Below are 25,658 nucleotides of genomic sequence, written 5' to 3'. Positions count from 1 at the left end.
GAAGGTGAGGTCCTCGTGGTCCATCCTGCCGTCCGTACCGGGACTCGACAGCGCGGCCTGGGTCACGGACCGGGCACACACCGAGGGCCCGGGCGCCCGGGTGCGCGGCGCCGGACCTGACGGCCCGGCGTGAGAGGGTGGCTCGCGGTGTCGGCGCCAGTGCGGAGGGACGTACCCATGAGCAGGTTGGACGGGCCCGGCGCCGCTGGGTCGTCGGGCACCCGGAGCGAGGTCGGCACGCCGGGCGAGCCTGGCACACCGGGCCAGGTCGACGTCGTCGTGATCGGTGCCGGTCCCGCAGGTGAGGTGGTCGCGGGCCGCTGCGCGGATGCCGGCCTGGCGGTCGCCGTCGTCGAACGCGAGCGGGTCGGCGGCGAGTGCTCCTTCTGGGGGTGTATTCCCAGCAAGACCCTGATCCGGCCGGGTGAGCTCCTCGCGGCGGCCCGGGTCACGCCCGGGGCGGCCGCGGCCGTGACCGGTGGTGCCGACGCGGCCGGTGCGTTCGCCCGCCGTGACGAGATGGTCGGCGACTACTCCGACGAGGGCCAGGTCCCCTGGCTGCGTGACAAGGGCATCCAGCTTGTGCGTGGGGTGGGCCGGCTCGTGGGTGAGCGCCGGGTCGCGGTGCGCGGGCCGGGCGGCGCGGAGCGCACGCTTGTCGCTGCCCGCGCGGTCGTGCTCGCCACGGGTACCCGGGCGACACTGCCGCCGATCCCCGGCCTGGCCGAGGCCGAGGCCTGGGACAACCGGGCCGCGACCGGCGCGCGGGCGGTGCCCCGCCGGCTCGCGGTGCTGGGCGGCGGCGCCGTCGGCGCCGAGCTCGCGCAGGCGTTCCGGCGGCTCGGCAGCGAGGAGGTCACTGTCGTCGAGGGTGGGCCGCGGCTGCTGGCGAGGGAGGAGCCGTTCGCCGGGGACGAGGTGCGCGCCGCCTTCGAGGCGGAGGGCATCACCGTCCTCACCGGCCGCCGCGCGGTGTCCGTCCGGCGGGAGGGCGCACCACACGGCGGTGGCGCGCCCGGGTCCGGGAGCATGCCCTGGGCCGAGCCCGGCAGTCGACCCGCGCAGGCGGCTGGTGGTCCATCCCGTGGTCCCGTCGTGCTGGGCCTCGACGACGCCGGCAGCCCCGACCGGATCGTCGCCGACGAGCTGCTCGTCGCCGTCGGCCGGACGGCAGCATCGGCCGATCTGGGCCTGTCCGCGGTCGGGCTGCCCGACCGCGGTTTCGTCGAGGTCGACACCCGGATGAGGGTGACCGGAGTGGCCGGTGACTGGCTCTACGCGGTGGGAGATCTCAACGGCCGGGCCCTGCTGACGCATGTCGCCAAGTACCAGGCCCGGGTGGCTGCCGACGTGATCAGCGGCCGGGCCGACCCGGCGGGCAGGCCGGCCACTGATCGTGTCGATCCCGGCGCGGTCCCCCGGGTGACCTTCACCGACCCACAGGTGAGCGCGGTCGGCCGGACCGAGCGGGCTGCCCGCGAGGCGGGCCTCGACGTCCGGGCCGTGGCCGTGCCGACCGCATCGGTCGCCGGGTCCTCCGTGCGTGGCACTGACGCCGTGGGCACCTCCCAGATCGTGGTCGACGTCGCCCGGCGGGTGCTGGTCGGCGCGACCTTCGTCGGCCACGACACCCAGGAGATGGTGCACGCCGCGGCCATCGCCATCACCGGTGCCGTCCCGCTGGAGGACCTGTGGCACGCGGTGCCGTCCTTTCCCACGGTGAGCGAGGTGTGGCTGCGTCTTCTCGAGGCCTACGGGCTCTGAGCCGATTCTCCGGCCCTGAAATCCGCAGTCATCAGGTGAAGACCGAGACACCACCGGGGCCGACGAGCAAACCGATGACAATGAGCGCGATGCCATACAGAATTGCGCCCCGGACCAGCGAGACAATGCCCCCGACCACGAGAACGACGGCGATCAGCCACAGGATGAGTTCCATGGTCATCTCGTTCCTCGTGGCCGGTCGACAAAACCTCGCGGCGCTGTGGGATTCCGCGGGGCCCAGACCGGTCAGGCAGGGTCAGGCAGGTGTGGCGGCTCCGCGGTTCTCCTGCACCAGTGGCCGGACGTCGGGAACGTCAAGCCGCGCGGCATCCGCGGCCCGGTCGTTGGGCTGCCGCTGGGACTCGATCTCCGCGGCCACCCGCGCCCGGTAGTGGTCGGTCTCCCGGGCCACCGCCTCGGAGTTCCAGCCGAGGACCGGGGCGATCAGCTCGGCGACGTGGGGCGCCGCCGTGAGCCCCCGGTCGGCGGTCTCCATCGAGATGCGGGTCCGCCGGGTGAGGACGTCCTCCAGGTGCAGCGCCCCTTCGTGCGAGACCGCGTACACCGCCTCGACAGCCAGGTAGGCGGCCGCTCCCGGCAGCGGCCGCCCGAGTTCGGGGCGGGCAGCGACGAGATCCAGCACCTCCTCCACCAGCGTGCCGTACCGGCGCAGCAGGTGTTCGACCCGGGCGACGTGCAGCCCGGACGTCCGCGCGAGGCGCTCGCGGGCGTTCCACAGCGCCGGGTAGCCGTCCGCGCCGAGGAGCGGTACCCGCTCGGTGCAGGACGGCGCGACCGCCCCGCTCATGCCCTCCGTCGCGGCATCGACGGCATCGGCCGCCATCACCCGGTAGGTCGTGTACTTACCGCCGGCGACCATCGTCAGGCCCGGGACCGGCCGGACCACCGCGTGCTCGCGGGACAGCTGAGAGGTTTCGTCCGACTCGCCGGCGAGCAGCGGCCGCAGGCCCGCGTAGACGCCGACGATGTCGTCGGTCGTCAGCGGCGTGCGCAGCACCTTGTTCACGGTGTCGAGCAGATAGTCGATGTCCGTGCTGGTGGCGGCGGGGTGGGCGAGGTCGAGGTTCCACTCGGTGTCGGTGGTGCCGATGATCCAGTGGCTGCCCCACGGGATCACGAACAGGACACTCTTCTCGGTCCGCAGGATGAGCCCGGTGGAGCCGTGCACCCGGTCGCGCGGCACCACGATGTGCACGCCCTTCGACGCCCGCACCGACAGCCGCCCACGTCCCCCGACCATGGCCTGGATGTCGTCCGTCCACACCCCGGCCGCGTTGATCGTCTGGGCGGCGCGTACCTCGAGGTCGACACCGTTCTCCAGGTCGCGGACCCGGACGCCGGCGACCCGGTCGCCCTCCCGGACGAGCCCCGTCACCTGGGCACTGGTGGCGATCAGGGCGCCGTACCGGGCGGCGGTGCGGGCCACGAACATGGTGTGCCGCGCGTCGTCGACCTGACCGTCCCAGTACTGGATGGCGCCGACGAGCGCGTCCGGCCGCAGCGACGGGAACTCGCGCAGCGCCGCCTTGCGGGTGAGATGGCGGTGAAGCGGAACACCCCCGTTCCGGGGAGYGCCACCGTCCCCACCCGGCCTGGGTGCGATGCGCCCGAGGCCCTGTCCCAGAGTGTCGTACAGCAGGACGCCGCTACCGATGTAGGCGCGCTCCCAGCCGTGATGGGTCAGCGGAAGCAGGAACGGGATGGCACTGACCAGGTGCGGCGCGAGGGTCTCCAGGAGCAGCGAGCGTTCGCGCAGCGCCTCGCGGACCAGCGTGCCGTTGAGCTGCTCCAGATAGCGCAGGCCGCCGTGGATCAGCTTGCTCGACCGGCTGGACGTGCCGGCGGCGAGGTCACGCGCCTCCAGCAGGGCGACTGACAGGCCCCGGGTCGCCGCGTCCAGCGCCACGCCGGCGCCGGTGACTCCGCCGCCGATCACGACGACGTCCACGGGCTCGGCGCGCATCCGCCGCAGCGCGGCAGCCCGGCTGGCCGGGTCGAGGCGTGCGGTACCGGTCATCGCGTGTGCATCCCCCTTCGACCGTGTGCTGTCCTGCGGTCGGTGCCGGGCCCGTGCTGCCGGACCCGCCACCCATCGTGCCGGCAGTTGGTTCCCGCCGCTCACGGTGAGATGAACGGCGGGTGGATATCGGGCGCCGACCGGGTGGGGTCTGCTGGCGCCACGGGTGCGTCAGGGTCCATGATGCCCAGCGCACCCGCATCCGACATGTCCGACACGTCGGATGCGACGCGCGTGTCGGCCGCGGCCTGCCCCGAGCCGCGGTTCGCCGCACGTTCCGTGGGTGTCCCTCATGTCATCCGTCACGGCATGTCTTTCGGCGGCCGGGCAGGAACGGCCGCCGGAATGCGGGCTGGCTACGGGCTGCGCCAGAACCGGTGGAATTCGTGCCACTCATTGTCTCGGTCCGCAGGCGGCGTCACGGCGGGCGGCATGAGGAACACGGATAGGGCATGCTTATGCGCGAATCGATCCGATCTCGACGTGCTCCGTCGCACCCTGTCGGCGCGGCCCGGTACGACCTGACCCGGAGGAAGAAACGACATGGACCTGACGTTCTCTGCCGCGGAGGAAGCCTTCCGCGCGGATCTCCGGGGCTGGCTGGCCGACAACCTCCCCAGCGCCTGGCGCGAGCCCGGCTTCTGGGCCACCGTGCCTGACGCCGAGGCCTTCGAGCTGCGCCGCGAGTGGGAGCGGCGGAAGTTCGACGCCGGGTTCGCCGGCATCGACTGGCCGACCGAGTTCGGCGGCCGCGGCGGCACCCCCGGCATGAAGGCGATCTACGACGAGGAGATGGCGCACGCCCGGGCGCCGTCGACCGTGAACTCGCTGGGGCTGGCGTTTCTGGCGCCGACCATCATGGCGATCGGCTCCGAGGAACAGAAGCGCGAGATCATCCGCCCGCTGCTGCGCTGCGACGTCATCTGGTGCCAGGGCTTCTCCGAGCCGGACGCCGGCTCCGACCTCGCGGCCCTGCGGGCATCAGGTGTCGCCGACGGTGAGGACATCGTCGTCAACGGGCAGAAGGTCTGGACGACGAATGCCATCCACGCCGACCGGATCTTCGCCCTGGTGCGCACCGAGCCGGGCAGCCAGCGCCACCGCGGCATCTCGATGCTGCTCATCGACATGCACCAGGACGGGGTCGAGGCCCGGCCGCTGCGGCAGATGAGCGGGGCCACCGAGTTCGGCGAGGTGTTCTTCACCAACGCGCGGGTCCCCGCCACCGAGTGCCTGGGCGGCCTGGGTAACGGGTGGGCCACCGCGATGCTGCTGCTCTCCTTCGAGCGCGGCGCCTCCGGCATCCTGCAGTACACGTCGTTCCGCCGTGCCTACGACGAGATCGTCCGCGCGGCCCGGGTGCTGGGGCGTGACCAGGAGCCGGTGCTGCGCCAGGAGCTCGCCCAGCGTCTGGTGGAGCTGGAGTGCCTGCGCTACCACGCGATGCACGTCCTGACCCGGGTGGAGCAGGGCGCCGATCTCGGCTCCGAGTCGTCGATGACCAAGCTGCAGTGGTCCGAGACGTACCAGGATCTCTTCGAGACCTTCGACAACCTGCTCGGCTCCGACATCGCGATCGGGTCGCCCGTTGCCGGCCTCGACCTGACCGCCCTGCAGGCCGAGGGGTTCTGGAGCAGGTCCGTCACGATCTGGGGCGGGTCGTCCCAGGTGCAGCGCAACATCGTCGCCGAGCGTGTGCTCGGCCTGCCTCGCTGAGCCCTGAAGGGACGACTGACGTGTTCTTCGCGCTGACTGACGAACAGCGGGCCCTGGGCGACACCGTCCGGGACTTTCTGGCCGACCGCTTCGATCTGACCGCCGTGCGTGCGGTGTTCGAGGACGCTGCCGGCGACGGCCACCCGACAGAGCTGTGGAAGGCGGTGGGCGAGCAGGGCTGGCTGGCCGTCTGCGTCCCCGAGGAGTACGACGGCCTGGGGCTCGGCATCCTCGACGCGCATGTGGTGGCCAGGGCGCTCGGGGCCGGGGTGGTTCCCGGTCCGTGGCTGTCGACCGTGCTGGCCGGCGAGGCGGTCCGGCTCGCCGGATCGGAGGCGCAGCGCGCTGACCTGCTGCCCCGCATCGCCGACGGCGACCTGGCCGCGACGGTGGCGCTGCGCGGCGCCGGCCGTGGGTGGGGCGCCGACGGCGTCACGGTGAGCGCCGTCCCGGTCGCGGGGGAGCCCGCGGCGGAGGCGGGCGGTGAGCTGGGCGCGCTCACCGGCGCTGCCTCACCCGTCGAGTACCTCGCCGTTGCGGGCCTGGTCGTCGTCGCCGCCACCGAGTCCAGCACGGCGGCGGGGGCTGCCGGGGCCGGGGCCGGGAGTGCGACCGGCTCGGGTGGCGTCGGCCTGTACCTGGTCGACCCGCAGGCAGCGGGGGTGACCGTCGAACCGCTCACCAGCTACGACGGGACGACCAGGCTCGCCGCGCTGAAGCTGGAGGGCGCGCACGCCCGCCGGCTGCCCGGCTCGTCGGCTGCTGTCCTCGAGGACCTTGTCCGCCGCGGCGCGGTGCTCACCGCGGCCGACCTGGCCGGCATCGCCCGGGAGGCCCTCACCCGGACCGTGCGTTACGACCAGGAACGGATCCAGTTCGGGCGCCCGGTGGGCTCCTTCCAGGCGCTCAAGCACCACCTCGCGGACCTGCATGTCGCGGTGACGATGGCCGAGCACGCCGCCATGTACGCCGCGTACGCGATCGACGCCGAGCTCGACGACCTGCTGCTGGCGGTCGCCGTGGCGAAGGCCAAGGCGAGCCAGGCCGCCCGGGACGCGACTGCCGCGATGATCCAGTACCACGGTGGGATCGGCTACACCTGGGAGCACGAGACACACTTCTTCTACAAGCGGGCGCGCCGGCTCTACGGGGCCTTCGGTGACCCGCCGTCGCACCTGGAGCGTGTCGCGGCCCTCACCATCGACACGGTGGCTGCCCCCGACTCGGAGGCAGCCGCGGTCTGACGGCTGCCACGGCCCGGCAGCCGCCGCGGTGCGCGCACGGGCTGGAGCGGGCGGGCCCGACTCAGCCCGTGCGCACGGCGCGGTGCGTCAGGGCGCTGCGGGCCGCGTCCAGGGCGGCTGCGCGATCGGCGGGCACGAGCCCGACCCGGGTCCGTCGGTCGAGCAGGTCATCCACGTCGAGCGCGCCCTCGTGGAGCACGCCGAACACCAGCTCGGCTCCGGTGACGTCGACGCCGGCGGCGACCGGGGCGAGCAGCCGCGGATCCTCCCGGGCCAGGTCCAGCACCGCGGGAGCCTCGGTGCCGTAGCGCGCCACCAGCCGGCGCGGCGCCGGAATGCTGGCGAGAGCGCGGCGCGGTGCGGCACCGACCAGCGGCAGCCGGCTGGTCCGGCAGGGGCCGGCGTCCAGGTTGGCCTGCGCGACGGCGGCGTCGACCGCGTCCTCGGCCATCCGCCGGTAGGTCGTCAGCTTGCCGCCGACAACGGTGATCACCCGGTTGGCGCCGGTGTGGACGGTGTGTCGTCGGGACAGGTCCGCGGTGCGCCCACCCGGTCCGTCCAGCAGTGGCCTCAGGCCCGCGAACGACCCCAGCACGTCAGCCCGGTCGAGCGGGGTGGCCAACACCCCGGACACCACGTTGAGCAGCTGGGTGATCTCCCCGTGATCCGGCACGGGCAGGTCGACGACCTCGTCCGTCGACACGTCGGTCAGGCCGACGTATACCCGGCCGTCACCCTGCGGCAGGACGAGCACGTACCGGTTGCGCTCGCCGGGGATCGGCACCGACAGTGCCGTCGGTGTGCCGCCGAAGGCCGCCGCGGGCAGCACCAGGTGGGTTCCCCGGCTGGGCCGCAGGCGGATCTCCGGGGCGAGCACCGGCGCCCAGACGCCGGTCGCGTTGATCACCGTACGGGCCCGCAGCCGGCACGGCTGACCGGTGAGCGTGTCGAGCGCCTCGATCTCGACGGGCCCGGGCCCGGGCCCCACGGCGGCCGCGGGCCCGATCCCGTTCGTGCCTCCCGGCACGGAGTTCTGGACCGCGGAGTTCTGGACCGCGAGGACCTGCACGCGGGTGAGGATCCGGGCGCCGAACGCGGCCGCGGTGCGCGCGATCGCCACGACGAGGCGGGCGTCGTCGACGAGCTGGCCGTCCCAGTACAGCAGGCCGCCCCGCAGCCCCTCCTCGCGCAGGCCGGGGACCATCCCCAATGTCTCGACCACCGACAGCCGGCGCGGCGGGGGCAGCACCGAGCTCGGAGTCCGGACCCCGCGCCTCAGTAGATCCGCGAAACCCAGGCCGACGCGGGCGAGCAGCGCCGCGCCGACGGGGACGTCCCGGGTGAGCGGCAGCACCATCGGCAACGGGTGCACCAGGTGCCCGGCCGTGCGGCGGATCAGGATCTCGCGTTCGGCCGCGCTCTCCCGAGCGAGGCGGACGTCCCCGGAGGCGAGGTAGCGCAGCCCGCCGTGGACCAGCTTCGAGCTCCACCTGCTCGTGCCGAACGCGAGATCGCGCGCCTCGACCAACGCGACGGACAGCCCGCGGGAGGCGGCGTCGAGCGCGACCCCGGCACCGGTGACACCGCCGCCGACGACGAGCAGATCCACCACCGTTCCGCCGGCGAGCTCGGCGAGTTCGCGGGCGCGGCGGTCCGCGGTGAGCGACGAGCGTGCGAGCGGGCTGGCCAGGTCGGTCATGACGGCCCTCCGGGGTGCTCGGCCGGCCGGCGCTCGGTCGGCTGGTGGTGGTCGGTCGGCCGGGTCCGGAATGCCGGCCGGGTCCGGGATGACGGTGCCCCCCGCGTGGGCGGCGGAGCCTCGGGTGGCGGAGATCCGGACAGGGGATCGTGGGGCGGGGCCAGGTAGCCGTCCACCATCAGGTACAGCTCGCGTGCCAGCGCCTCCCGGGTGACCTCGTCGCCCATCGCGCCCGCGGAGAGAACGTACGACTGCGCCGCCAGCAGCACCATCCGCGCCTGCGCGTCCGGATCACCGGTACGGACGGCGCCGGTGGCCTGGGCCGCGGCGAGCCTGTCGCGCAGGAGGTCCAGGACCAGCAGCTGGGTCGTGCCGAGCCGTTCCAGGACGTAGGGGACCAGCAGCTCCCCGTCCGTCTCGGTGATGCGCACGAAGAGCGGGTGCGCCCGGAACGCCCGCGCGGCCGCGATCAGGGAACCCACCAGCTCGGCCCGCTCCGCGCCGGGCGCGTCCGGGGCGACCCTCGTCGCCGCCTCGGCGGGCAGCCAGGTGCCGGGGGCGCCGGGCGGGGCGGTGGCTGTGATGATCCGCCCCCACTCGCGTGTCATCACGTCCCGGACGAGGGAACGCAGGTCGGGCCAGCGGCGGTAGAGGGTCATCCGGCTGACGCCGGCGCGGCGCGCGACGTCGGTGAAGGTCGTCCGGCGGACGCCGACGCTCATCAGCAGCGCGGCGGCGGCGTCGAGGACCACCTCGTCCGCGACGGCGACCGGCGCGGGACGGGAGCGGGTCTGTCCGGTCATCGCCCTGGTCCTCCCGGCTCCGCAACGCCGTGCCGGTCACGTGGGGAGTGCCCGGCGCGTGGTCGTGTGACACTGTGACTTGAGTTGTCACACTGTATCGATCGGTCCGTCAAGCCGGGGAGCTGCCATGACGTCCGAGTCGGGTCATCTCGCTCCGCAGCCGGCCGCGGACCCGGTCTGGTGGGGCTGGGGGGTGGCGGAGCGGCACCGGCCGTTGCCGGGCGCCGTCCGGGACCTGCTCGGCCAGCTCGGCATCCCGTCCCGTCCGAGCCCGCCGGTCGCCCTCGCGGACGTCTCCCTGCCACCGGTGCGCCTCCCGGCGGACGTGCGCGGCGAGCTGTGCGCCGCCGTGGGCGCCGAACACGTGCTGGCCGACCGCGAGACGCGGGTGCGGCACTGCCGAGGCCGGTCCACCGTCGACCTGCTCCGTCTGCGCGCCGGGGACGCTGCTGCCGCCCCGGACGTCGTCGTCGTCCCCGCGGACCATGACGAGGTCCTGGCGGTGCTGCGGATCTGCTCCCGGCACCGCGTCGTCGTGGTCCCGTTCGGCGGCGGGACGTCGGTGGTCGGCGGCCTGGCGCCGCCCGGCCTGCCCTCGTCGACCTGGGCCGGCGTCATCGCGCTCGACCTGCGCCGCCTGGACCGGTTGGTGGACGTCGACACCGTCTCCGGGACGGCGGTGCTGGGTGCGGGGCTGCGTGGGCCTGCCGTCGAGGCCCTGCTCGCCGGGCACGGGCTCACCCTCGGCCACCTGCCGCAGTCGTGGGAGTACGCCACCGTCGGCGGGTTCGCCGCGACCCGGTCCAGTGGCCAGGCCTCGGCTGGATACGGCCGGTTCGACCAGCTCGTCACCGGGCTGCGGCTGGCCACGCCGGTCGGCACCTGGCAGCCGGGGCGGGTCCCGGCCTCGGCCGCCGGCCCGGATCTGCGCCAGCTGGCACTGGGCTCCGAAGGCGCCTTCGGTGTGATCACCGAGGTGACGGTGCGGGTACGGCCGGCACCGCCGCGGCGGACCTACACCGGCTGGCGGGTCGCGGACCYGACAACCGGCCTCGAGCTGATCCGCGCACTGGCCCAGCGGGACCTGTTGCCCACGGTGTGCCGGCTCTCCGACGAGATGGAGACGGCGGCCGGCCTCGCCAACGCGGTCACCGCGGGCACCGGAGTCACGGCCGGCGGGTGCTACCTGCTGACCGGCTTCGAGGGGGATGACGAGACGGTGGCCCGGGGCGCGGCCGCGGTCGAGACCGTCATCGCCGCCGGCGGCGGCCAGCCCCTCGGGGAGCAGATCGGCCAGGACTGGCTCGCGGGCCGCTTCCACGCGCCCTACCTGCGCGACGCCCTCCTCGACGAGGGGATCCTCGCGGAGACTCTGGAGACGGCGGCCTACTGGGCGGATCTCCCCGACCTGTATGCGGGGGTGCGCGCCGCGGTCGCCGGCGCCGTCGAGGCGGACGGGTCACCCGCGGTCGTGCTGTGCCACATCTCGCACGTCTACCCGGCGGGGGCCTCGCTGTACTTCACGATCGTCTGCGCGCAGGGCCCCGACCCGATCGCCCGCTGGGGTCGCGCGAAGCAGGCCGCCGGGGACGCGATCATGAAGTGCGGTGGCACGATCACCCATCACCATGCGGTCGGGACGGATCACCGCCCCTGGATCGCCGCCGAGATCGGGGAGGTCGGCGTCGCGGTCCTCCAGGCGGTGAAGGCCGTGCTGGACCCGGCGGGTGTGCTCAACCCGGGTGTCCTGGTGCCGGCGACAGGCTCGGTTTCGCCGACAGGCTCGGTCTCGCCGCCGCCGGGCCCGGTTCCGCCGCCGGGCGGGTGACGGGGACGCCCGCCTGAGGTGTGACCATATGGATACGGTGGGTATCCATTGTGGGTGAGAACATTCGCTGCCGTCATCGTCGCGCTGTTGCTGATCTCCGCAGTCATCTCCGTCGTGCTGGTGGCACTCGCGGTGGCCTACCGCTCGGCCGCGCCCACCCGGGCCGCGAACGCGGCGGCGGTGCGGCCGGCTGCCGGAGGTGCCGTGGCTGCCGGTGGCGCGGTCCCGGGCGGTGCCGTCGGCGGGCCGGGRGCCGGGCGGGCGGTCGTCGGCGGCCGCCCGGTCGACCGCCGGGCCCGCCGGCGGCCGGGCCGCCGCTCGCTGCTGACCCGCAGCCTGCGCGCCGGCCGGGCTCGTGGCCGCGTCCTGCGTGGCCGTGGCCAGAAGGCCGGTGCTCACCGTCGGACGACGTCCGACTCGACGGCGGCCGGCCGCCGGTAGGGCGATCCATCCACCGTCCGGGCCGCCGGGGACGGGGCGCGCCCGGACGGGAACTGAGCGCAGGCATCCAGGCGCGATCGCGCGTATCCGGGCCATATCGGCGCGGCGGCAGCGCCCGCGCGTCAGGATGGGGCGCATGGACAACGGCGCGGCCACGAAACACGCCGCGGGCGCCAGGACCCCCGCCGCAGGTGCCGGGACCCCCGCGGTTCCGGTAGGTGGGGCTGTGGGGCCTTCCAGCCGTGGCCTGATGGTGGTCGGTCCCGGCGCCGCCTTCGGGACGGCGCTGCTGCGCCGGTTCGCTGCCGAGGGGTTCCGGCTGGGAGTGATCTCGCGGTCGGCCGAGACCGTGGCCCGGGTGACCGGCGAGCTCGCGGCTGCCGACCATCCGGTCGCCGGGGCCGTCGCCGACGTCACCGACCAGGCGGCGTTCACCGCCGCTGCCGGGCGGGTGGCTGCCGAGATCGGCGGGCTGACCGTGCTCGTCTACAACGCCAAACTGAGCATCCGGGGCACGGCCTTCTCGGTGCGCGCCGAGTCGATGAACCAGACGCTGGCGGTGAACGTGACCGGGGCGCTGACGGCGGTGCAGATCGCGGCGCCGCTGCTGGCCGAACGGCCGGGCGCGACCATCCTGCTGACCGTCGCCGGCCCGCGCAGTGAGCCGGCGGCCGGCCGGTTCGCGCTCGCCGTCGGGAAGGCGGGTGCGGCAGCAATGGGGGAGGCGATGGCGTCGCTGCTGGCGGCGCAGGGCGTCCGACTGCGCACCGTGGTGCTGGACGGYCGGGTCGGTACCGCCGGGCCGCTGCGGCCCGACGAGGTGGCCGACCACTTCTGGCAGGCGTTCGCCGCCCCGGGTGGGACGGCCTTCCGGCTGGCACCCGAGCCGCGGCGGGCGGGTGCGCGCGGCGCCGCGCAGCTACCGCTCGAGGTGTGACGTCGCGAGAAGGTGCAGAGGAGGGCGTGGCGGAGGCGTGGCAGTGGCCTCCGGACGGTGGCCTCCGGACGGTGACATCCGAGCGGAGGCACTCGGGGCGAGAGCCGGCGAGGCGGGAAGGTGGGCCGCATTCACGGGGTATGCGGAGCGTAGGACGTAGTTGCTGATAGTGATCGGGGTGGAGCGGCCTTCCTGGTGCTCCTGAACGGTGCGTAACCGACAATCGTCCGGGTCGGAAATCCGACACGTGCGAGACACAGGTGATCGGACCCGACACGGTCGCCTGACCCTTCCGCGTGCGACCATCCTCTGATGGGCCGGCGGTTCGGACGGCGGCCGGCAGGTCGGACTCGAGATGACCGACTGTGACAGGCGGCGCCACGCCGGACGCCCGGCGGCGCGGAGCGGGAGATGTTCCGGTGAACCACGGGCACGGCGGTGACGGGCAGGAGCCCGCGGACGCCACCAATGTAATGCCCCCCAGGGGATCCGCCGCGCAGTCGGGCGAACGCGGTACCCGGCCGACCGAGAACGTGCAGCGCCGGGCGCGCCCCGGCGCCCCGGACGCTCCACCGCCCCCGCCGGAGGCCTTCCGGCCCGCCGGTCCACCGCCGCCGGCGGACGCGTTCCGCCCCGGCCGCCGGGTTCGCCCCGCCGACGGTGATCCGGAGGACGAGGCGGAGGGCGAGGGCGCTACGCAGCTGCTCGGTGAGGCGACCCAGGTGGTCCGCCGGAGCCGGGCTCCGAAGGCGGCCGGTGGCCAGCCCGGTGCCGCAGGTGCCCCCGATGCGTCCGCCGCCTACGGGCCGCCCGCCGGGGCCGGCGCCGGGTACGCACCGCCGGCCGGGTACGCCCAGCCTGCCCCCGGGGTCGGCGGTCAGCCCGGCTACGACCCCGCGGCGTCCGGGCCCCGTGAGGGCGCTCCCCACACCGGCGGCACCTACCTCGACAGCGGAGGCCACGTCCGCCCGGTGTTCGCCGGGAACGGCGCGGCGGGCCCGTACGGCGGCGAGGCCGGTCCGTACGGGGCGGAGAGCGGGCCGCTGCCTGCCGGCGGTGCCCAGCAGCCGCCTGGCGGCCCAGGTGGTTCCCGGCCGGCTCCGGGCGGCCCGGCGCCCGCGAAACGCAAGCGTCGCCGGGGCCGGATCCTCGCGTTCGTCGTCGTGCTGCTGCTGGTTCTCTTCGTGGTCGGTGACCGGGTCGCGGTCGCGATTGCCAGGGATCAGATGGAGAAGCAGGTCGAGGTCAGCGTCGCGGAGAGCCTGGAACCCGGTGCCACGCCGCCGACGGTGCGGAACGTCGCGATCGGCGGTTTCCCGTTTCTCACCCAGGTGCTGTTCGGCAAGTTCAAGGACATCAGCGTCACCATCGAGGGAATTCCCACGCCCGGGCCGCGGATCTCCGAGGTCGACGCGAATCTCAAGGGCGTGCACGTGCCGCTGGGTGACGCGCTCTCAGACAGCATCGGAGAGGTGCCCGTCGACGACGTCCGGGCGACGGTGCGGATCACCTATGACGACCTGAACGCCTACCTGGAGACGGTGGATCCCGTAGTTCAGGTGACGCCGGTCGACGGCGGCGAGAAGGTCGAGATCGCGGGTTCTCTCCTCGGCCAGCAGATCAGTGGCGTGACCACCTTCGAGGTCGAGAACAACGAGCTCACCCTTGTCCCGTCGGAGATCGGGCTCGCTGGCGGTATCAACGCCACCATCCCGCTTCCGGGTGGTTTGCGTCTTCCGTCGATTCCCATTCCGATCGCCGGGCTTCCGTTCGATCTGAACATCGTCCAGGCGTCGACGGACGCGACCGGTCTGTCGCTGACCGCGACAGCCAAGGACGTGGTGCTGCCGGCCGCTCCCAAGCCGGCCGGCGACAAGTGACGTCTCGGACTGGGGCGCTGGATCGGGGCAAACTGGACGGATCGCCCACCTTGCTACACTTCGTTTCCGAAAAGTCACTTTTCGTGTTCGAGGTGTCGGGGTGGCGTGGACAGTCGGGGCGATGCCTGCAGTGGTCGCCACGGGCCCGCCGGTGGGCCCCGCGGCCGGCCGCCGGAGCCCTCGTGGGGGCGCGTACGGTAGCGGGTCGGATCGGCGACAGAAGCAGGTACCAGGTGTTCCCGGCGGGCATTGTCGGTGGTGCACCGACCCGCTCACGTCGCCGGTCCCCGTGCCGGACTTACCACACTCGGTCACGAACCCGCTGCCGACGCGATATGAAAGGCGTCGGGACGTGAACGAACGACGTGAGGAAGGTTAGAGGTGTCGGCTCCGGAATCGGCTGAAGCGGTCCGTTCGACGGCGCTCGCGTCACCCGGGCTGGATCAAGGTCGGCATGCGACGCTACGATCTGCGGCATCCCGCAAGATCGGTCAAGGTAGTGAGGATCCATCGGTGGTGGCACCGTTGCCCGTCCTGTTCGGAGACCGATCCGGACGGCGTGCTGATGAGGGTTTCGGCGGGGCATCCCGGCCTGCGTCCCGTCGCGAAGGGGGAGAGACGTGCAGACGACGTATCTGAGAGTCGTCACCGAGGCCGGTGCCGCCACCGTGCCGGCAGGTGAGCAGTTCATCATCGGCCGCGCCCGGACCGCGGACTACGTCATCGCCGACAGCCGTGTCTCCCGTCGACACCTCCTCGTCGAGCAGACCGGCGGGGGTTGGTCCGTCCGCGACATCAGCTCGAACGGGACGTGGGTCGACGGCCAGCGGATGCCGGAGGCACTGCCCGTCCACGGCGAGGTCCGGTTCCGCCTCGGCACGCCGAGCGGCCCCGAGGTCGTGGTCATGYCCGAGTTCCCGGCCGCGCGCGGCGGGTACGACGAGTCCGACTACGACCCGGGCTCCTACGACATGCAGACCATGCTGCCGGGCTCCAGCGGCTACCAGCCGCCGAAGCCGACCGCGCCGACCCGGGGCCAGGGCGGCGGCCGGGCGCCTGGTGGGCAGGCCGCACCCGGTGGGCGTGGTGGCGGTTCCGACTACGACCCGGCGCAGACGCCCTCCGGCTCGACCAGCCTCGACCAGGAGCACGAGCGGCGGACCACCTACCGGCTTCGGCCGGGGACGATGACGCTGGGCCGCGCCCGCGACAACGACATCGTCATCACCGACCTGCTGGCCTCCCGCCGGCACGCCGAGCTCTACATCGGCCGCTCCGGGCTGCAGATCGCCGACCTCGAGTCGGCGAACGGCGTGTTCGTCAACGGCCGCCGCATCAGCCGGACCAACGTGAACCAGGGCGACGTGATCGCCATCGGTCACCACGTGTTCCAGCTCGAGGGCGAGCTGCTCGTCGAGTACCTCGACTCCGGCGACGTCAGCTTCGAGGCCGACGCCCTGAACGTGTGGGCCGGCGAGAAGCAGCTCATGCACGACATGACCTTCAAGCTTCCCGGGCGGGCCCTGCTCGGTGTGGTCGGGCCCTCCGGTGCCGGCAAGTCGACGCTGCTCAACGCACTGACCGGCTTCCGCCCGGCGGACAAGGGCAACGTCCGCTACGCCGGTCGGGACATGTACTCCGAGTACGACGAACTGCGCCGCCGGATCGGCTACGTGCCGCAGGAGGACCTCCTGCACACCTCGCTGACCGTGCGCCGGGCGCTCGAGTTCGGTGCCGAGCTGCGGTTCCCGCCCGACACCACGAAGGCGGAGCGCCGCCAGCGGGTCGACGAGGTGCTCGCCGAGCTCGGCCTGACCCAGCACGCGAACACGCAGGTCTCACGGCTCTCCGGTGGCCAGCGCAAGCGGACCTCGGTCGCCCTGGAGCTGCTCACCAAGCCCACCCTGCTGTACCTGGACGAGCCGACCTCCGGCCTCGACCCGGGCATGGACAAGAACGTCATGGAGTCGCTGCGCAAGCTGGCGGACGATGGCCGGACGGTCGTCGTGGTCACGCACAGCGTCGCCCAGCTCGACCTGTGTGACTACGTACTCGTCCTCGCGCCCGGTGGTTACGTGGCCTACTTCGGGCCGCCCGGCGACGCGCTGTCGTTCTTCGGCGCCCGGGACTACCCCGACGTGTTCCTGACGCTGGAGGCGACTCCGGGCGCAGAGTCGGCGGCCCGGTTCCGGAACTCCCGCTGGTACGTGCCCGCCTCGATCACCGCTCCGTCGGCCCGGCCCGCGCCGGAGGACCTGCCGTCCATCCGGCAGCAGTCCGTCGTCTCCCAGCTCATCACACTGAGCCGACGCATGATGGCCGTGGTCGCGTCGGACAAGTCCTACCTACGGCTGATCATCGCTTTCCCGTTCCTGCTCGGGGCAATTCCGCGAGCAATTCCGGGCGATTTGATTGCGGCGTCTGAGGGACCGAACAGAGACGCGCCGACAGTGCTGCTGGTGATGACACTGTGTGCCTGCTTCATGGGCATGTCGAACTCGGTGCGAGAAATCGTGAAGGAGAGACCGATCTATCGCCGAGAACGGGCGATCGGTCTGTCCCGAACGGCCTATATCGGTTCGAAGATCGTGGTGCTCACGCTCATCACGACGCTGCAGGCGCTGGTGTTCACCACCATCGGCATCGCCGGTCGCCCGATGGGCGACGGCCTGTTCGGGTTCCCCTTCCTGGAAGCCGCGATCGCCGTGATCGCGCTGTCGCTCGCGTCGGCGATGCTCGGCCTGGTCATCTCCTCGCTGGTCGACAACGCGGACAAGACGATGCCGCTGCTGGTGCTCATCACCATGGCCCAGCTCGTGTTCTCCGGTGGTCTGGTCGCCGCGGACGGAACGCCCGGCCTCGAGCAGGTGAGCTGGATCGCGCCGGCCCGCTGGGGCTTCGCCGCGCTCGCCTCGGTGATCGATCTGAACACGATCTCCGGCTTCGGCACGGAGATCAACCCGGACTTCCCGGCCGACCCGCTCTACCGGTTCACGTCGACGCAGTTCCTGATCGACATCGGCGGAGCCTTCGCCGTCGGGGTCGTGTGCGTCATCGCCGTCTCCTTCCTGGTGCGCCGGATGGACCCGAAGACCTCGAAGCGCCGCCCGACGGCTCCCACCGCTCGCTGACATCCCGCGGTCTCCTACACGAGGGGGGCGGCGCCCAACCCGGACACGGGTGGGCGTCGCCCCCTTTCGCGTGCGGACCCGACCCGGTGGACAGGGGTCCGATCCGGATCGCGTTGTCCACAGTAGCCGCCGCGCCTCTGCCGGCGGCCGGCGCGGATCGCAGACTCGGCACATGCCCGAGAGCTATCAACGAGTCGTCGCCCTGGCCCGCAGCCAGGACGACATGATCACCCGGTGTGAGGCGCGTCGGCTCGGCATGTCCGACGCGGCGATCACGGTGCGCCGGCGTTCCGGTGGTTGGTGGGCACCGGTCCGCGGAGCGCTCGTCGTGCCCCCGGTGCGCGACCGGGTGCGCGCCTACGCCCGCGCCGCGCTGGCGGTCGCCGGTGGCGTGGTCTGCCTGCTGACCGCGGCACGCCTGCACGGCGTCCCCGGCCTGCCCCGGTGGGCGCCGCAGGAGCCGGTGGACGTCGCCTTCGCCGATCCGGTGGCGGCCGGCCGGCGCCGGGCCGGCTGCCGGCGCCACGCCATGGCGGTCGAGCCGCCGGATCTCACCGACCTGGGCGGCATCGCCGCCACGGCGGTGCACCGCACCCTGCAGGACATCGTCCTGCGGCTGGACCAGCGCCTGTCGGTGCCGATGCTGCGGGCCGTGCTGCGCCTCGGCTGGCTGGGCGGCCCGTCATCGCCGCCGGCCGGCCTCCGCGACGGCCAGCGCCGCCCGTCGCCCGCCTTCCTGGCCTTCAAGGACGCCGTCCTGCGGCGCAACGACGAGGGCGCGGGGCCCGGCGGCGGCCCGGGCTACTGGCGACTGCTGGACGCCGTCACAGCGTCAGCCGACGCGGCCCGCGCCGACGGAAAGCCCGCAGACAGGGGCCCCACCACAGCGATGCCCGCCGTCACCGCGCCCGCGGGCGCGGTGACGGCGGGCATCGCCGAGAGGACTGACCGCTCTCGCAGCGTCCGTCAGCCGTTTGACCAGCGGACGTGAAAGCTCGGGATGTTCGTGAGAAGACGGTCCGCGTCGGTCGTGTTCGCCGGGTCGGTGAGATAAAGCCGGCGGACCGGCGTGCCCCGCTCACCGGTGAACACCAGGCGGCTGCCGTCCGGCGAGTAGGCGGGGTCCTGGTCCCGCCCCGGCTCGGCGGTGACCCGGGTCAGCCCGGAGCCGTCCGTGTTCATCTGGAAGATCTCCAGGTCGCCTTCAACCTCGCGGCTGAAGGCGATCCGCTGGCCGTCCGGGGAGAAGGTCGGGTCCGCGTCCCGGTTGCCGTCGCCGGCGGTGACGGGTGTCGGGGTCGAGTCCCGCCGGACCGGAATCGTGACGATGAATCCCCGGTCGCTTTCGGTGTCGGACGACCAGTAGGCGATGAGCTCTCCACTGGGCGACCACGCGGGGTCGGTGGCCTGGGGCTTGGCATTGAGCCGGAAGACGGTCACCCCGTCGAGGGACGCGACGTACAGACCCGCGTCCGGCAGACCCTCAACGCTGGTGGTCGACCGGACGACCAGGAACTTGCCGTCCGGGGAGAGGGACGGCCGCGCGTCGTCGGCGATGGTCAGCTTCGACGCCGGTCCGCTGGTGAAGAGCCTGATCGGGGCACCCGAGCCGTCCGCCGCCACCGCATAGAGGGCGTTCTCGGCGCCTTCCCGACGGGTGAAGACGACCGTCCTGCGGTCCGCGCTGACGGAGGGGAGGAGATCGTCCTCGGCGGTGGTGGTGATCGGGCGGATGTCGGTCAGCTCGCCCTGGTCGGGGAGCCGGCCGGTGAACAGGTCGTAGTTCCCGTTCTGGTCGCTGGCGAACACCATCGTGGTGTCGTCGAGGGGAGCCGCGGACTGCGGCAGCGCCCCGGGTGGCAGCGACGCGGGCGCGTCCGAGCCGCTGGCCGCGTCGTCGTCGCCGCCTCCGCCCAGGGCGATCAGCGTGGCCGCGATGACCACGGCGGCGACCGCGGCGGCCGCACCGATGACGACCGGGCCGCGGCGGTTCCGGTGGCTGCCCTCGTCGACCCGTGTCCGCTCCGGCGTGCCGCCGCCGCCCGTCCCGCCGGAGCTCGGGCCCGTGCCGGGCCCCGCGCCCGTCGCGGCGCCGGGACCGCGGGTCGCGGCGATGGTGGCCACCGTCCGGTCGTCGGCACCCGGCCCGCCGCCGGCGCTGCCCGTCTGGCCGCCGCCCGGGCCGGCCGCGTGGAGCCCCGGCCCGGTGCCGGGGGCGATCGGCAGGTTCCAGCCCTGGAGGACGTTGGTGACCTCGCTCGGGTCGATCGTCGCGTCGACGTCGTCCGTGGGGTCGCCCAGCAGGCGCAGCATGAGCTGCTGCGCGGTGGGCCGGCCCGCCGGATTCTTGCGCATGGCGTGCCAGACGATGGGGCGCAGCGCGGTGTCGACGCCGTCGAGGCGCGGCTCCTCGTTCAGCGCCCGGTACAGCAGCACCTGCGCGTTGCCCTCGCCGAACGGGTAGTGACCGGTGGCGGCGTAGGTGACCAGGCCGCCCCAGGCCCAGATGTCGACCGCCGGGGTCACCGCCCCGCCCTCGATCTGCTCCGGCGACATGAAGGCGGGTGTGCCGAGCTGCTGCAGGTCGCCGGTCAGCCCGGAGGCCGAGTCCAGCGCCCGGGCGATGCCGAAGTCGATGACCCGGGGGCCGAACGGGGAGAGCACCACGTTCGCCGGCTTGAGGTCCCGGTGCACGATGCCGGCGCGGTGGATCGCGGTCAGCGCCGCCGCGACACCGACCGCGAGCTGCTCGAGGTTCGCGTCCGCGAGCGGGCCGTTGCGGGCGACGAACCGCGCCAGGGTCTCGCCCTCGATGAACTCGGTCACCAGGTAGGGCTGGGGGGCGTGCGGGGCGGCCTCGAGCACCTCGGCGGTGCAGACCCGGGCGACCCGGCGCGCGGTCTCCGCCTCCGACCAGAAACGGGCCCGGAACTCGGGATTGTCCGCCACGTCGGCACGGATCACCTTGATGGCGACCAGGCGGCCCTGCTGCGACCGGCCCAGGTAGACGGTGCCCATACCGCCCTGGCCGAGCTTGCCGAGCAGCTGGTAGGAACCCAGCTCGCGGGGATCGTCCGCACCGAGCGGAACGGTCCGCGCCGGAATCCCGGCCTCCGATGACATCGAGCCCACCCTCACATGCTGTAGCGGGCCAGATGCCTCACCCGGGAGCACCTCTGCCGCGCATCAAAAAAGATCATCGTTTTGTCGCCGGTGCCGTGGCGGCACCTGACCAGTTCCGCGGGAGCGGATCCCGGCACCGTTCCGGCGGAATCAGAAAGGAACCTCCGGAGCAGGCAACGCAACACTGTAATGCCGCCCGGGTACGCACCGGTGTCCGGATAGGGACTGGATGTGGGACTCTTTTCCGACATACCTCGCCTCCGGAGCGGGGTGGGTGCCGTTGTCCCCCGCGCACCCGGGAAACGAAGGGCTGGATGCGTGCCGCACTGGAATCGGGCGACGGTGGCCAGCGYGGTTCTCGCGGTCCTCGCGTTCGCCGGCGGCATCACGCTGATCGTCACCGCGGCCGCCCGGGACGCACCGGCCATCCAGGGCACTCTCGGCCCGGCCGATCCCCGCGGGCCGGTCTGGGGCTTCCTGCGCTCGGAGGTCACCGCGCCGGCCGCGCCGCTGGAGGCGCCTGACAGCGCCGCGGCGGGGAGCTGGCAGGTCGTCGACGCGCTGGCCGCGGCGAGGCCGGTGATCTCCCGGTCGGAGGTCGGCCGCTACCAGGTCACCTTCCCCGGTATCGGGGTCGCGGGCGGGCGGGGGGTGGCCCTGGCCACGTCGATCGGCGTGCCGCCCGACGGCGGGGCGTACTGCCACGTCACCGACTGGCAGGCGGTGCGGCAGTCCGCCGACGAGGCCGTGGCGGCCACCGCGGCGGGCAGCGGCCGGGTGGCGCCAGTGCGGGCCGGTGAGCGGCTCGACGAACGGGTCGCGCTGGTCTGCCGCGACCCGTCCGGCGCGTACGCGGACTCGCGGTTCGCGGTCCTGTTCACCCACGCGCCGCCCGGCCGCGCGGGGACGGGCGACGGCGGGCCGTACGCCTATCTGCACCACGACGGCTCCGCCGCGGCCGGGCCGCTGGATCCCGACCGGTACAGCGTCGCCGGTCCGGGTCGGATCGACGTCCGCCGGGTGGCCACCGGCCGCTATGCGGTCGACCTCGTCGGCGCCCAGTTCGTGCGCCCCGGCAACAACCTCCAGCTGAATGCGATCGGCGGCGGCGCGGCCGGGTGCAACCCCCTGGATCGGGAGGTGCTCGGTGACCGGCAGACCGTGCTGGTCGGCTGCACCGACGGCGCGACCTGGGCTGACACCCCGTTCGCGCTGCTCTACACCGATCGGGACGCGCTGCTGCCGGCTGGGGCGGGCGGTTTCGCTCACGTCTTCACGGGCGTGACGACTGGCGACGGGCCGGTGGAACCGGCGCCGCTCGGTGATCCGGTCGGGGCGTGGGGTCGCTACTCGGCCAACAGCGCCGGGGCGGTCAACACCGTCCGGCGGGTCGAGGTCGGTGTCTACGAGGTGGTCTTCCCCGGGGTGGGGCGCGGCCCGGACTTCCTGGGAGTGACGGCGTACGGCGACGCGACCTCACGGTGCTCGGCCGACGACTGGGCGCGAGGGGCCGACGAGACCGGAACGGAGCCCACCGACCTGGCCGCGACCATCCGCTGCGTGGACGCGGCTGGCCGCCCGGTGGACAGTCACGCCAGCGTGGCCTACGTGTCCGCGGTGCCGGCGGGCCTGCGCGGATGACCGGATGACCGCGCAGCGGCCCGGGTCCGCGGGCCCCGATCGGCTAGACCGGATCGCCAGACGTGGCTGATGCCCCCGAACATCGCCCCCGATCCCACGTCGGCGATCCGGCCTGTGTCTGATCCAAGCCGGCCGGCGGCCCGCGAACCCCGTAGCTTGCTGGTTTCTGCGCAACTGGTACGAGAAGTTGTCTCCGGTCGCCTTCGCAGGCGCGCGTCGGAGCCGCTCAGGCCAGGCGCATCCCGGAGATCGCCCGGGCGACCACGAGCCGCTGGATCTCCGACGTGCCCTCGAAGATCGTGTAGATCTTCGCGTCGCGGTACATCCGCTCGACGGGATGCTCCCGGCTGTAGCCGGCGCCGCCGAGGATCTGCACCGCCTTCTCCGTCGCCCACACCGCGACCTCACCTGCCTTGAGCTTCGACATCGAGCCCTCGCCGGCCTCGAAGCGGCGTTCGTTGCGGCCCATCCACGCCGCCCGCCAGATCAGCAACCGGGCCGCGTCGATCTCCATGCGCATGTCGGCGAGAGCGAACGCGATCGCCTGGTTGGTGATGATGGGACGTCCGAACTGCTCGCGGGTACGTGCGTAGTCGAGCGCGTACTCGTAGGCGGCCCGGGCGATGCCCACCGCCTGCGCGCCGACGGTCGGGCGGCTCATCTCGAAGGTGCGCAGGGCGGTCTGCTCGGCGGAGCGGGTGCCCTCGCGGGCCCGAGCCAGTCGCTCGTCCAGCTTGTCCTTGCCGCCGAGCAGGCACCGGCCCGGGATCCGGACGTCGTCGAGGAACACGTCGGCGGTGTGCGAGGCACGCAGGCCCAGCTTCCTGATCTTGCGGGTCGCGGCGAGCCCAGGCGTGCCGGGCGGGATGAGGAACGAGGCCTGGCCGCGCGCCCGCAGCTCGGGATCCACCGACGCGACGACGATGTGCACGTTCGCGATGCCGCCGTTGGTGATCCACGCCTTCTGGCCGTTGAGGACCCACTCGTCCCGCGCCTCGTCGTAGCGGGCCCGGACCCGCATCGAGGAGACGTCCGAGCCGGCCTCGGGTTCGGAGACGCAGTAGGCGGCGACCTTCGGGTCGGCAGCGTCCCCGAAACAGGCGGGCACCCACTCGCCGATCTGCTCCATCGTGCCCGACGAGGCCAGGCCGGCGATCGCCAGCGACGTCCCCATGATTGACATGCCGATGCCGGCGTCGCCCCAGAACAGCTCCTCCGACAGGATCGGGAGCGACAGCCCGGTCGGYTCGAACCACAGGGTGGAGAGGGTGTCGAAGGTGTAGAGCCCGATCTTCGCCGCCTCCTGGATGATCGGCCAGGGGGTCTCCTCCCGTTCGTCCCACTCCGCGGCGGCGGGGCGCACGACATCCTCGGCGAAGCCGTGCACCCACGATCGCAGCTCGGTCTGGTCGTCCGTGAGGTCAAGGCTGAAGCTCATGAGGGGTTCCTTCCGTCGGCCTGTGCCGGCCTGTTTCGGCCCCGTCCCGCGTGGCGGAAGAACCGGAACTGCGTCCGACCGGCCGGATCGGCGCGTGTCGCGCCCGATCGGTCCTACATTCTCCCTGCGCGGCCCGTCGGCTGCCGGGCCGGATCGGACCTGGCGGCCGAACAGATGTGGACGAGAGCGAGGCGGGATCATGGCCGATCAGCCGGACGTCGACAGCAACCCCGAGACCGACGAGTACGACGAGTTCGGGCTGTTGCACGAGAACGCCGAGGAACTGGGGATTCCCTACACGGGGCGCCCTGAGGTGGCCCGCGGCCAGGTCGAGGTCGAGCCCGGCCGGTGGCTGAGCCACCTCCGCTGGGGCACGGCCGAGCCCGAACTCGTGTTCCTGCACGGCGGCGGCCAGAACGCGCACACCTGGGATTCGGTGGTGCTCGCGTTGGGGCGTCCCGCGATCGCCTTCGACCTGCCCGGGCACGGCCACTCCTACCGGCGTGACGACCACGACTACGGTCCGTGGGCGAACGCGGATGCCGTCGCCGAGGCGTTGCGGGTGGCTGCGCCCGCGGCGCGGGTCGTCGTCGGCATGTCGCTCGGCGGCRCCACCACCATCCACCTCGCCGCGACCCGGCCGGACCTGTGCCGCAGCGCGATCCTCGTCGACGTGACGCCACAGTCCGCGGACCGGGTCCGCGCGATGGACACGGCGCAGCGCGGGGCGGTGGCACTGGTCGGCGGGCCGCCGACGTACGACTCGTTCGAACAGATGGCGCAGGCCGCGATCGCGCTGAGCCCGCGCCGCCCGGCCTCGGGGGTGCGCCGCGGGGTTCGCCACAACGCCTACCGGCAGCCCGACGGCCGCTGGGCATGGCGTTACGACCTGGCCAGCCCCGGCGGCGCCGACCAGATGACCGCCATGACCCGGCTGTGGGACGAGGTCGATGCGATCACCGTGCCGCTGCTGCTCGTGCGGGGCGGCGCGTCACCGTTCGTCCACGACGACGACGTCGAGCAGTTCCGTCGCCGGCTGCCGGCGCTGCGCACCGCCGTGGTCGACGGGGCGGGCCACTCGGTGCAGAGTGACCGGCCGCTGGAACTCGTCCGACTGATCGAGGAGTTCCTCGCCGGCTGAGCGGAGGCTCCCGGGTGTCCACCGGGACCCGTCCGTCGCCCACTGTGGGCTGGTATGGCCGGCGCGGGGTCGGGCGTGGGGTTGACAGCCGGGAGTCGGGGCCCCCGGCCGCGGGTAGCCCAGGGTCATGGCTGGAACTGACAGCGAGGCGATCCTGCGCGAGCTGCTCGCCCGGCACGGCCGTACCTACGCCGAGGACATCGACGTGGACGTCCCCGCCGACACGGCCGAGGGCATGTTCGGTCTCCTGCTCTTCGCACTGCTGGCGAGTGCGCCGATCCGCACGTCGATGGCGGTCGAGGCGTTCCGCGCCCTGCGCAAGCAGGGTTGGACGTCGGCGGCAGCCCTCGGCGAGGCGAGCTGGGCCGAGCGGGTCCGGGTGCTCAACCGGTCCGGCTACGCCCGCTACGACGAGAGCACGTCGCGGACACTGGCGGATGCCTGCGGCTACCTGCTCGACACCTACGACGGCGACATCCGGCGGCTGCGGGACGCGGCGGACCACACGCCGGACCGCGAACGGGAGCTGCTCCAGCAGATCAAGGGCATCGGCCCGGTCGGCGCGGACATCTTCCTCCGCGAGGCGCAGGCGGCCTGGGACGAGCTGGTGCCCTACGTCGACGAGCGGGCGCGGGCTGCCGCCGGCGACCTGGGCCTGCCGACCGACCCGCGGGACCTGGCCGAACTCGTCGAGCGCGAGGATGTCCCGCGGCTCGTCGCGGCGCTCGTGCGCACCCGGCTGGAGCATGACGCCGACGACGTGCGGCAGGCGGCGGCACGCGGAGGGTGACCGCAGGCCGGGGTGGGTGCCGGGTCCACTCCCGGCGGCGGGGC

At 73.3% G+C, this 25,658-nt stretch carries 18 protein-coding genes; 12 read left to right on the top strand and 6 right to left on the bottom strand.

Annotated features, from left to right (window positions below):
- Nucleotides 1-177 precede the first annotated feature (177 nt).
- Nucleotides 178-1,764 carry a dihydrolipoyl dehydrogenase family protein gene (locus CC117_RS21125; protein WP_084132510.1) on the top strand — a complete coding sequence of 529 codons (1,587 nt, stop codon included), beginning with the start codon at nucleotides 178-180 and terminating at the stop codon, nucleotides 1,762-1,764.
- Nucleotides 1,765-1,795: 31 nt separating this feature from the next.
- On the opposite strand, the gene CC117_RS38190 is transcribed toward CC117_RS21125, so the two are convergent.
- Together CC117_RS38190 and CC117_RS21120 are read right to left on the bottom strand one after the other, a co-directional pair.
- Nucleotides 1,796-1,939 (bottom strand): GPGG-motif small membrane protein, encoded by a 144-nt coding sequence (locus CC117_RS38190; RefSeq protein WP_198541930.1) that lies wholly within the window; start codon nucleotides 1,937-1,939, stop codon nucleotides 1,796-1,798.
- Nucleotides 1,940-2,020: 81 nt separating this feature from the next.
- The gene (locus CC117_RS21120) at nucleotides 2,021-3,802 is read right to left on the bottom strand and encodes a glycerol-3-phosphate dehydrogenase/oxidase (RefSeq protein WP_071086791.1); all 1,782 of its coding nucleotides are present in this window, start codon (nucleotides 3,800-3,802) and stop codon (nucleotides 2,021-2,023) included.
- Nucleotides 3,803-4,345: 543 nt separating this feature from the next.
- Between CC117_RS21120 and CC117_RS21115 the strand changes: the two genes are divergently transcribed.
- Nucleotides 4,346-5,518 carry an acyl-CoA dehydrogenase family protein gene (locus CC117_RS21115; protein WP_071086789.1) on the top strand — a complete coding sequence of 391 codons (1,173 nt, stop codon included), beginning with the start codon at nucleotides 4,346-4,348 and terminating at the stop codon, nucleotides 5,516-5,518.
- A gap of 20 nt (nucleotides 5,519-5,538) precedes the next feature.
- Nucleotides 5,539-6,762, top strand: coding sequence for an acyl-CoA dehydrogenase family protein (locus CC117_RS21110; protein ID WP_071086787.1), 1,224 nt, complete (start codon nucleotides 5,539-5,541; stop codon nucleotides 6,760-6,762).
- A gap of 61 nt (nucleotides 6,763-6,823) precedes the next feature.
- Here the strand turns inward: CC117_RS21110 and CC117_RS21105 are convergent, their stop codons facing one another.
- Nucleotides 6,824-8,461, bottom strand: a complete 1,638-nt coding sequence (locus CC117_RS21105; RefSeq protein ID WP_071086784.1) for a glycerol-3-phosphate dehydrogenase/oxidase — start codon at nucleotides 8,459-8,461, stop codon at nucleotides 6,824-6,826.
- Nucleotides 8,458-9,264: a TetR/AcrR family transcriptional regulator gene (locus tag CC117_RS21100; RefSeq protein ID WP_071086783.1), complete on the bottom strand. Its 807-nt coding sequence runs from the start codon at nucleotides 9,262-9,264 to the stop codon at nucleotides 8,458-8,460. The genes CC117_RS21105 and CC117_RS21100 overlap by 4 nt, the downstream gene beginning before the upstream one ends.
- A gap of 127 nt (nucleotides 9,265-9,391) precedes the next feature.
- On the opposite strand from CC117_RS21100, the gene CC117_RS21095 reads away from it, so the two are divergent.
- From CC117_RS21095 to CC117_RS21070, 6 genes are all read left to right on the top strand, one after another.
- A complete protein-coding gene (locus tag CC117_RS21095) occupies nucleotides 9,392-11,092 on the top strand; it encodes an FAD-binding oxidoreductase (RefSeq protein WP_071086780.1) in 1,701 nt (566 codons plus the stop codon).
- Between the two features lie 54 nt (nucleotides 11,093-11,146).
- Complete coding sequence (locus CC117_RS21090) at nucleotides 11,147-11,533, top strand: hypothetical protein (RefSeq protein WP_071086778.1); 387 nt, start codon at nucleotides 11,147-11,149, stop codon at nucleotides 11,531-11,533.
- Nucleotides 11,534-11,669: 136 nt separating this feature from the next.
- Entirely contained in the window at nucleotides 11,670-12,470 is an 801-nt protein-coding gene (locus CC117_RS21085; RefSeq protein ID WP_071086776.1) for an SDR family NAD(P)-dependent oxidoreductase, read from the top strand.
- A gap of 365 nt (nucleotides 12,471-12,835) precedes the next feature.
- The gene (locus tag CC117_RS21080) at nucleotides 12,836-14,350 is read left to right on the top strand and encodes an LmeA family phospholipid-binding protein (protein ID WP_241830297.1); all 1,515 of its coding nucleotides are present in this window, start codon (nucleotides 12,836-12,838) and stop codon (nucleotides 14,348-14,350) included.
- Nucleotides 14,351-14,970: 620 nt separating this feature from the next.
- On the top strand, nucleotides 14,971-17,481 hold the full coding sequence (locus CC117_RS21075) for an FHA domain-containing protein (protein WP_071086769.1): 2,511 nt from the start codon (nucleotides 14,971-14,973) through the stop codon (nucleotides 17,479-17,481).
- Nucleotides 17,482-17,653: 172 nt separating this feature from the next.
- Nucleotides 17,654-18,472, top strand: coding sequence for a hypothetical protein (locus tag CC117_RS21070; protein WP_071086767.1), 819 nt, complete (start codon nucleotides 17,654-17,656; stop codon nucleotides 18,470-18,472).
- On the opposite strand, the gene CC117_RS21065 is transcribed toward CC117_RS21070, so the two are convergent.
- The gene (locus CC117_RS21065; protein WP_071086925.1) at nucleotides 18,448-20,604 is read right to left on the bottom strand and encodes a protein kinase domain-containing protein; all 2,157 of its coding nucleotides are present in this window, start codon (nucleotides 20,602-20,604) and stop codon (nucleotides 18,448-18,450) included. The genes CC117_RS21070 and CC117_RS21065 overlap by 25 nt on opposite strands.
- Before the next feature lie 318 nt (nucleotides 20,605-20,922).
- On the opposite strand from CC117_RS21065, the gene CC117_RS21060 reads away from it, so the two are divergent.
- On the top strand, nucleotides 20,923-22,245 hold the full coding sequence (locus CC117_RS21060; protein WP_241830296.1) for a hypothetical protein: 1,323 nt from the start codon (nucleotides 20,923-20,925) through the stop codon (nucleotides 22,243-22,245).
- Between the two features lie 226 nt (nucleotides 22,246-22,471).
- Here the strand turns inward: CC117_RS21060 and CC117_RS21055 are convergent, their stop codons facing one another.
- Complete coding sequence (locus CC117_RS21055) at nucleotides 22,472-23,683, bottom strand: acyl-CoA dehydrogenase family protein (RefSeq protein ID WP_071086762.1); 1,212 nt, start codon at nucleotides 23,681-23,683, stop codon at nucleotides 22,472-22,474.
- Between the two features lie 199 nt (nucleotides 23,684-23,882).
- Between CC117_RS21055 and CC117_RS21050 the strand changes: the two genes are divergently transcribed.
- Together CC117_RS21050 and CC117_RS21045 are read left to right on the top strand one after the other, a co-directional pair.
- Nucleotides 23,883-24,824 (top strand): alpha/beta fold hydrolase, encoded by a 942-nt coding sequence (locus CC117_RS21050; RefSeq protein WP_071086760.1) that lies wholly within the window; start codon nucleotides 23,883-23,885, stop codon nucleotides 24,822-24,824.
- A 127-nt stretch (nucleotides 24,825-24,951) separates the two neighbouring features.
- Nucleotides 24,952-25,614 (top strand): HhH-GDP family DNA glycosylase, encoded by a 663-nt coding sequence (locus CC117_RS21045; RefSeq protein ID WP_071086758.1) that lies wholly within the window; start codon nucleotides 24,952-24,954, stop codon nucleotides 25,612-25,614.
- Nucleotides 25,615-25,658: the final 44 nt, after the last annotated feature.

It is taken from the genome of Parafrankia colletiae (genome assembly GCF_001854655.1).
In the GTDB taxonomy this organism is placed as follows: Bacteria; Actinomycetota; Actinomycetes; order Frankiales; family Frankiaceae; genus Parafrankia; species Parafrankia colletiae.
The sequence above is the reverse complement of the archived record's forward strand: the minus strand, read 5'-3'. Positions and strand labels throughout refer to the sequence as shown.

Coding starts and splice junctions, on each gene's coding strand:
- CC117_RS21045 (WP_071086758.1), top strand. CDS start 24,952: ATGGCTGGAACTGACAGCGAGGCGATCCTGCGCGAGCTGCTCGCCCGG.
- CC117_RS21100 (WP_071086783.1), bottom strand. CDS start 9,264: ATGACCGGACAGACCCGCTCCCGTCCCGCGCCGGTCGCCGTCGCGGAC.
- CC117_RS38190 (WP_198541930.1), bottom strand. CDS start 1,939: ATGGAACTCATCCTGTGGCTGATCGCCGTCGTTCTCGTGGTCGGGGGC.
- CC117_RS21070 (WP_071086767.1), top strand. CDS start 17,654: ATGCCCGAGAGCTATCAACGAGTCGTCGCCCTGGCCCGCAGCCAGGAC.
- CC117_RS21125 (WP_084132510.1), top strand. CDS start 178: ATGAGCAGGTTGGACGGGCCCGGCGCCGCTGGGTCGTCGGGCACCCGG.
- CC117_RS21115 (WP_071086789.1), top strand. CDS start 4,346: ATGGACCTGACGTTCTCTGCCGCGGAGGAAGCCTTCCGCGCGGATCTC.
- CC117_RS21065 (WP_071086925.1), bottom strand. CDS start 20,604: ATGTCATCGGAGGCCGGGATTCCGGCGCGGACCGTTCCGCTCGGTGCG.
- CC117_RS21105 (WP_071086784.1), bottom strand. CDS start 8,461: ATGACCGACCTGGCCAGCCCGCTCGCACGCTCGTCGCTCACCGCGGAC.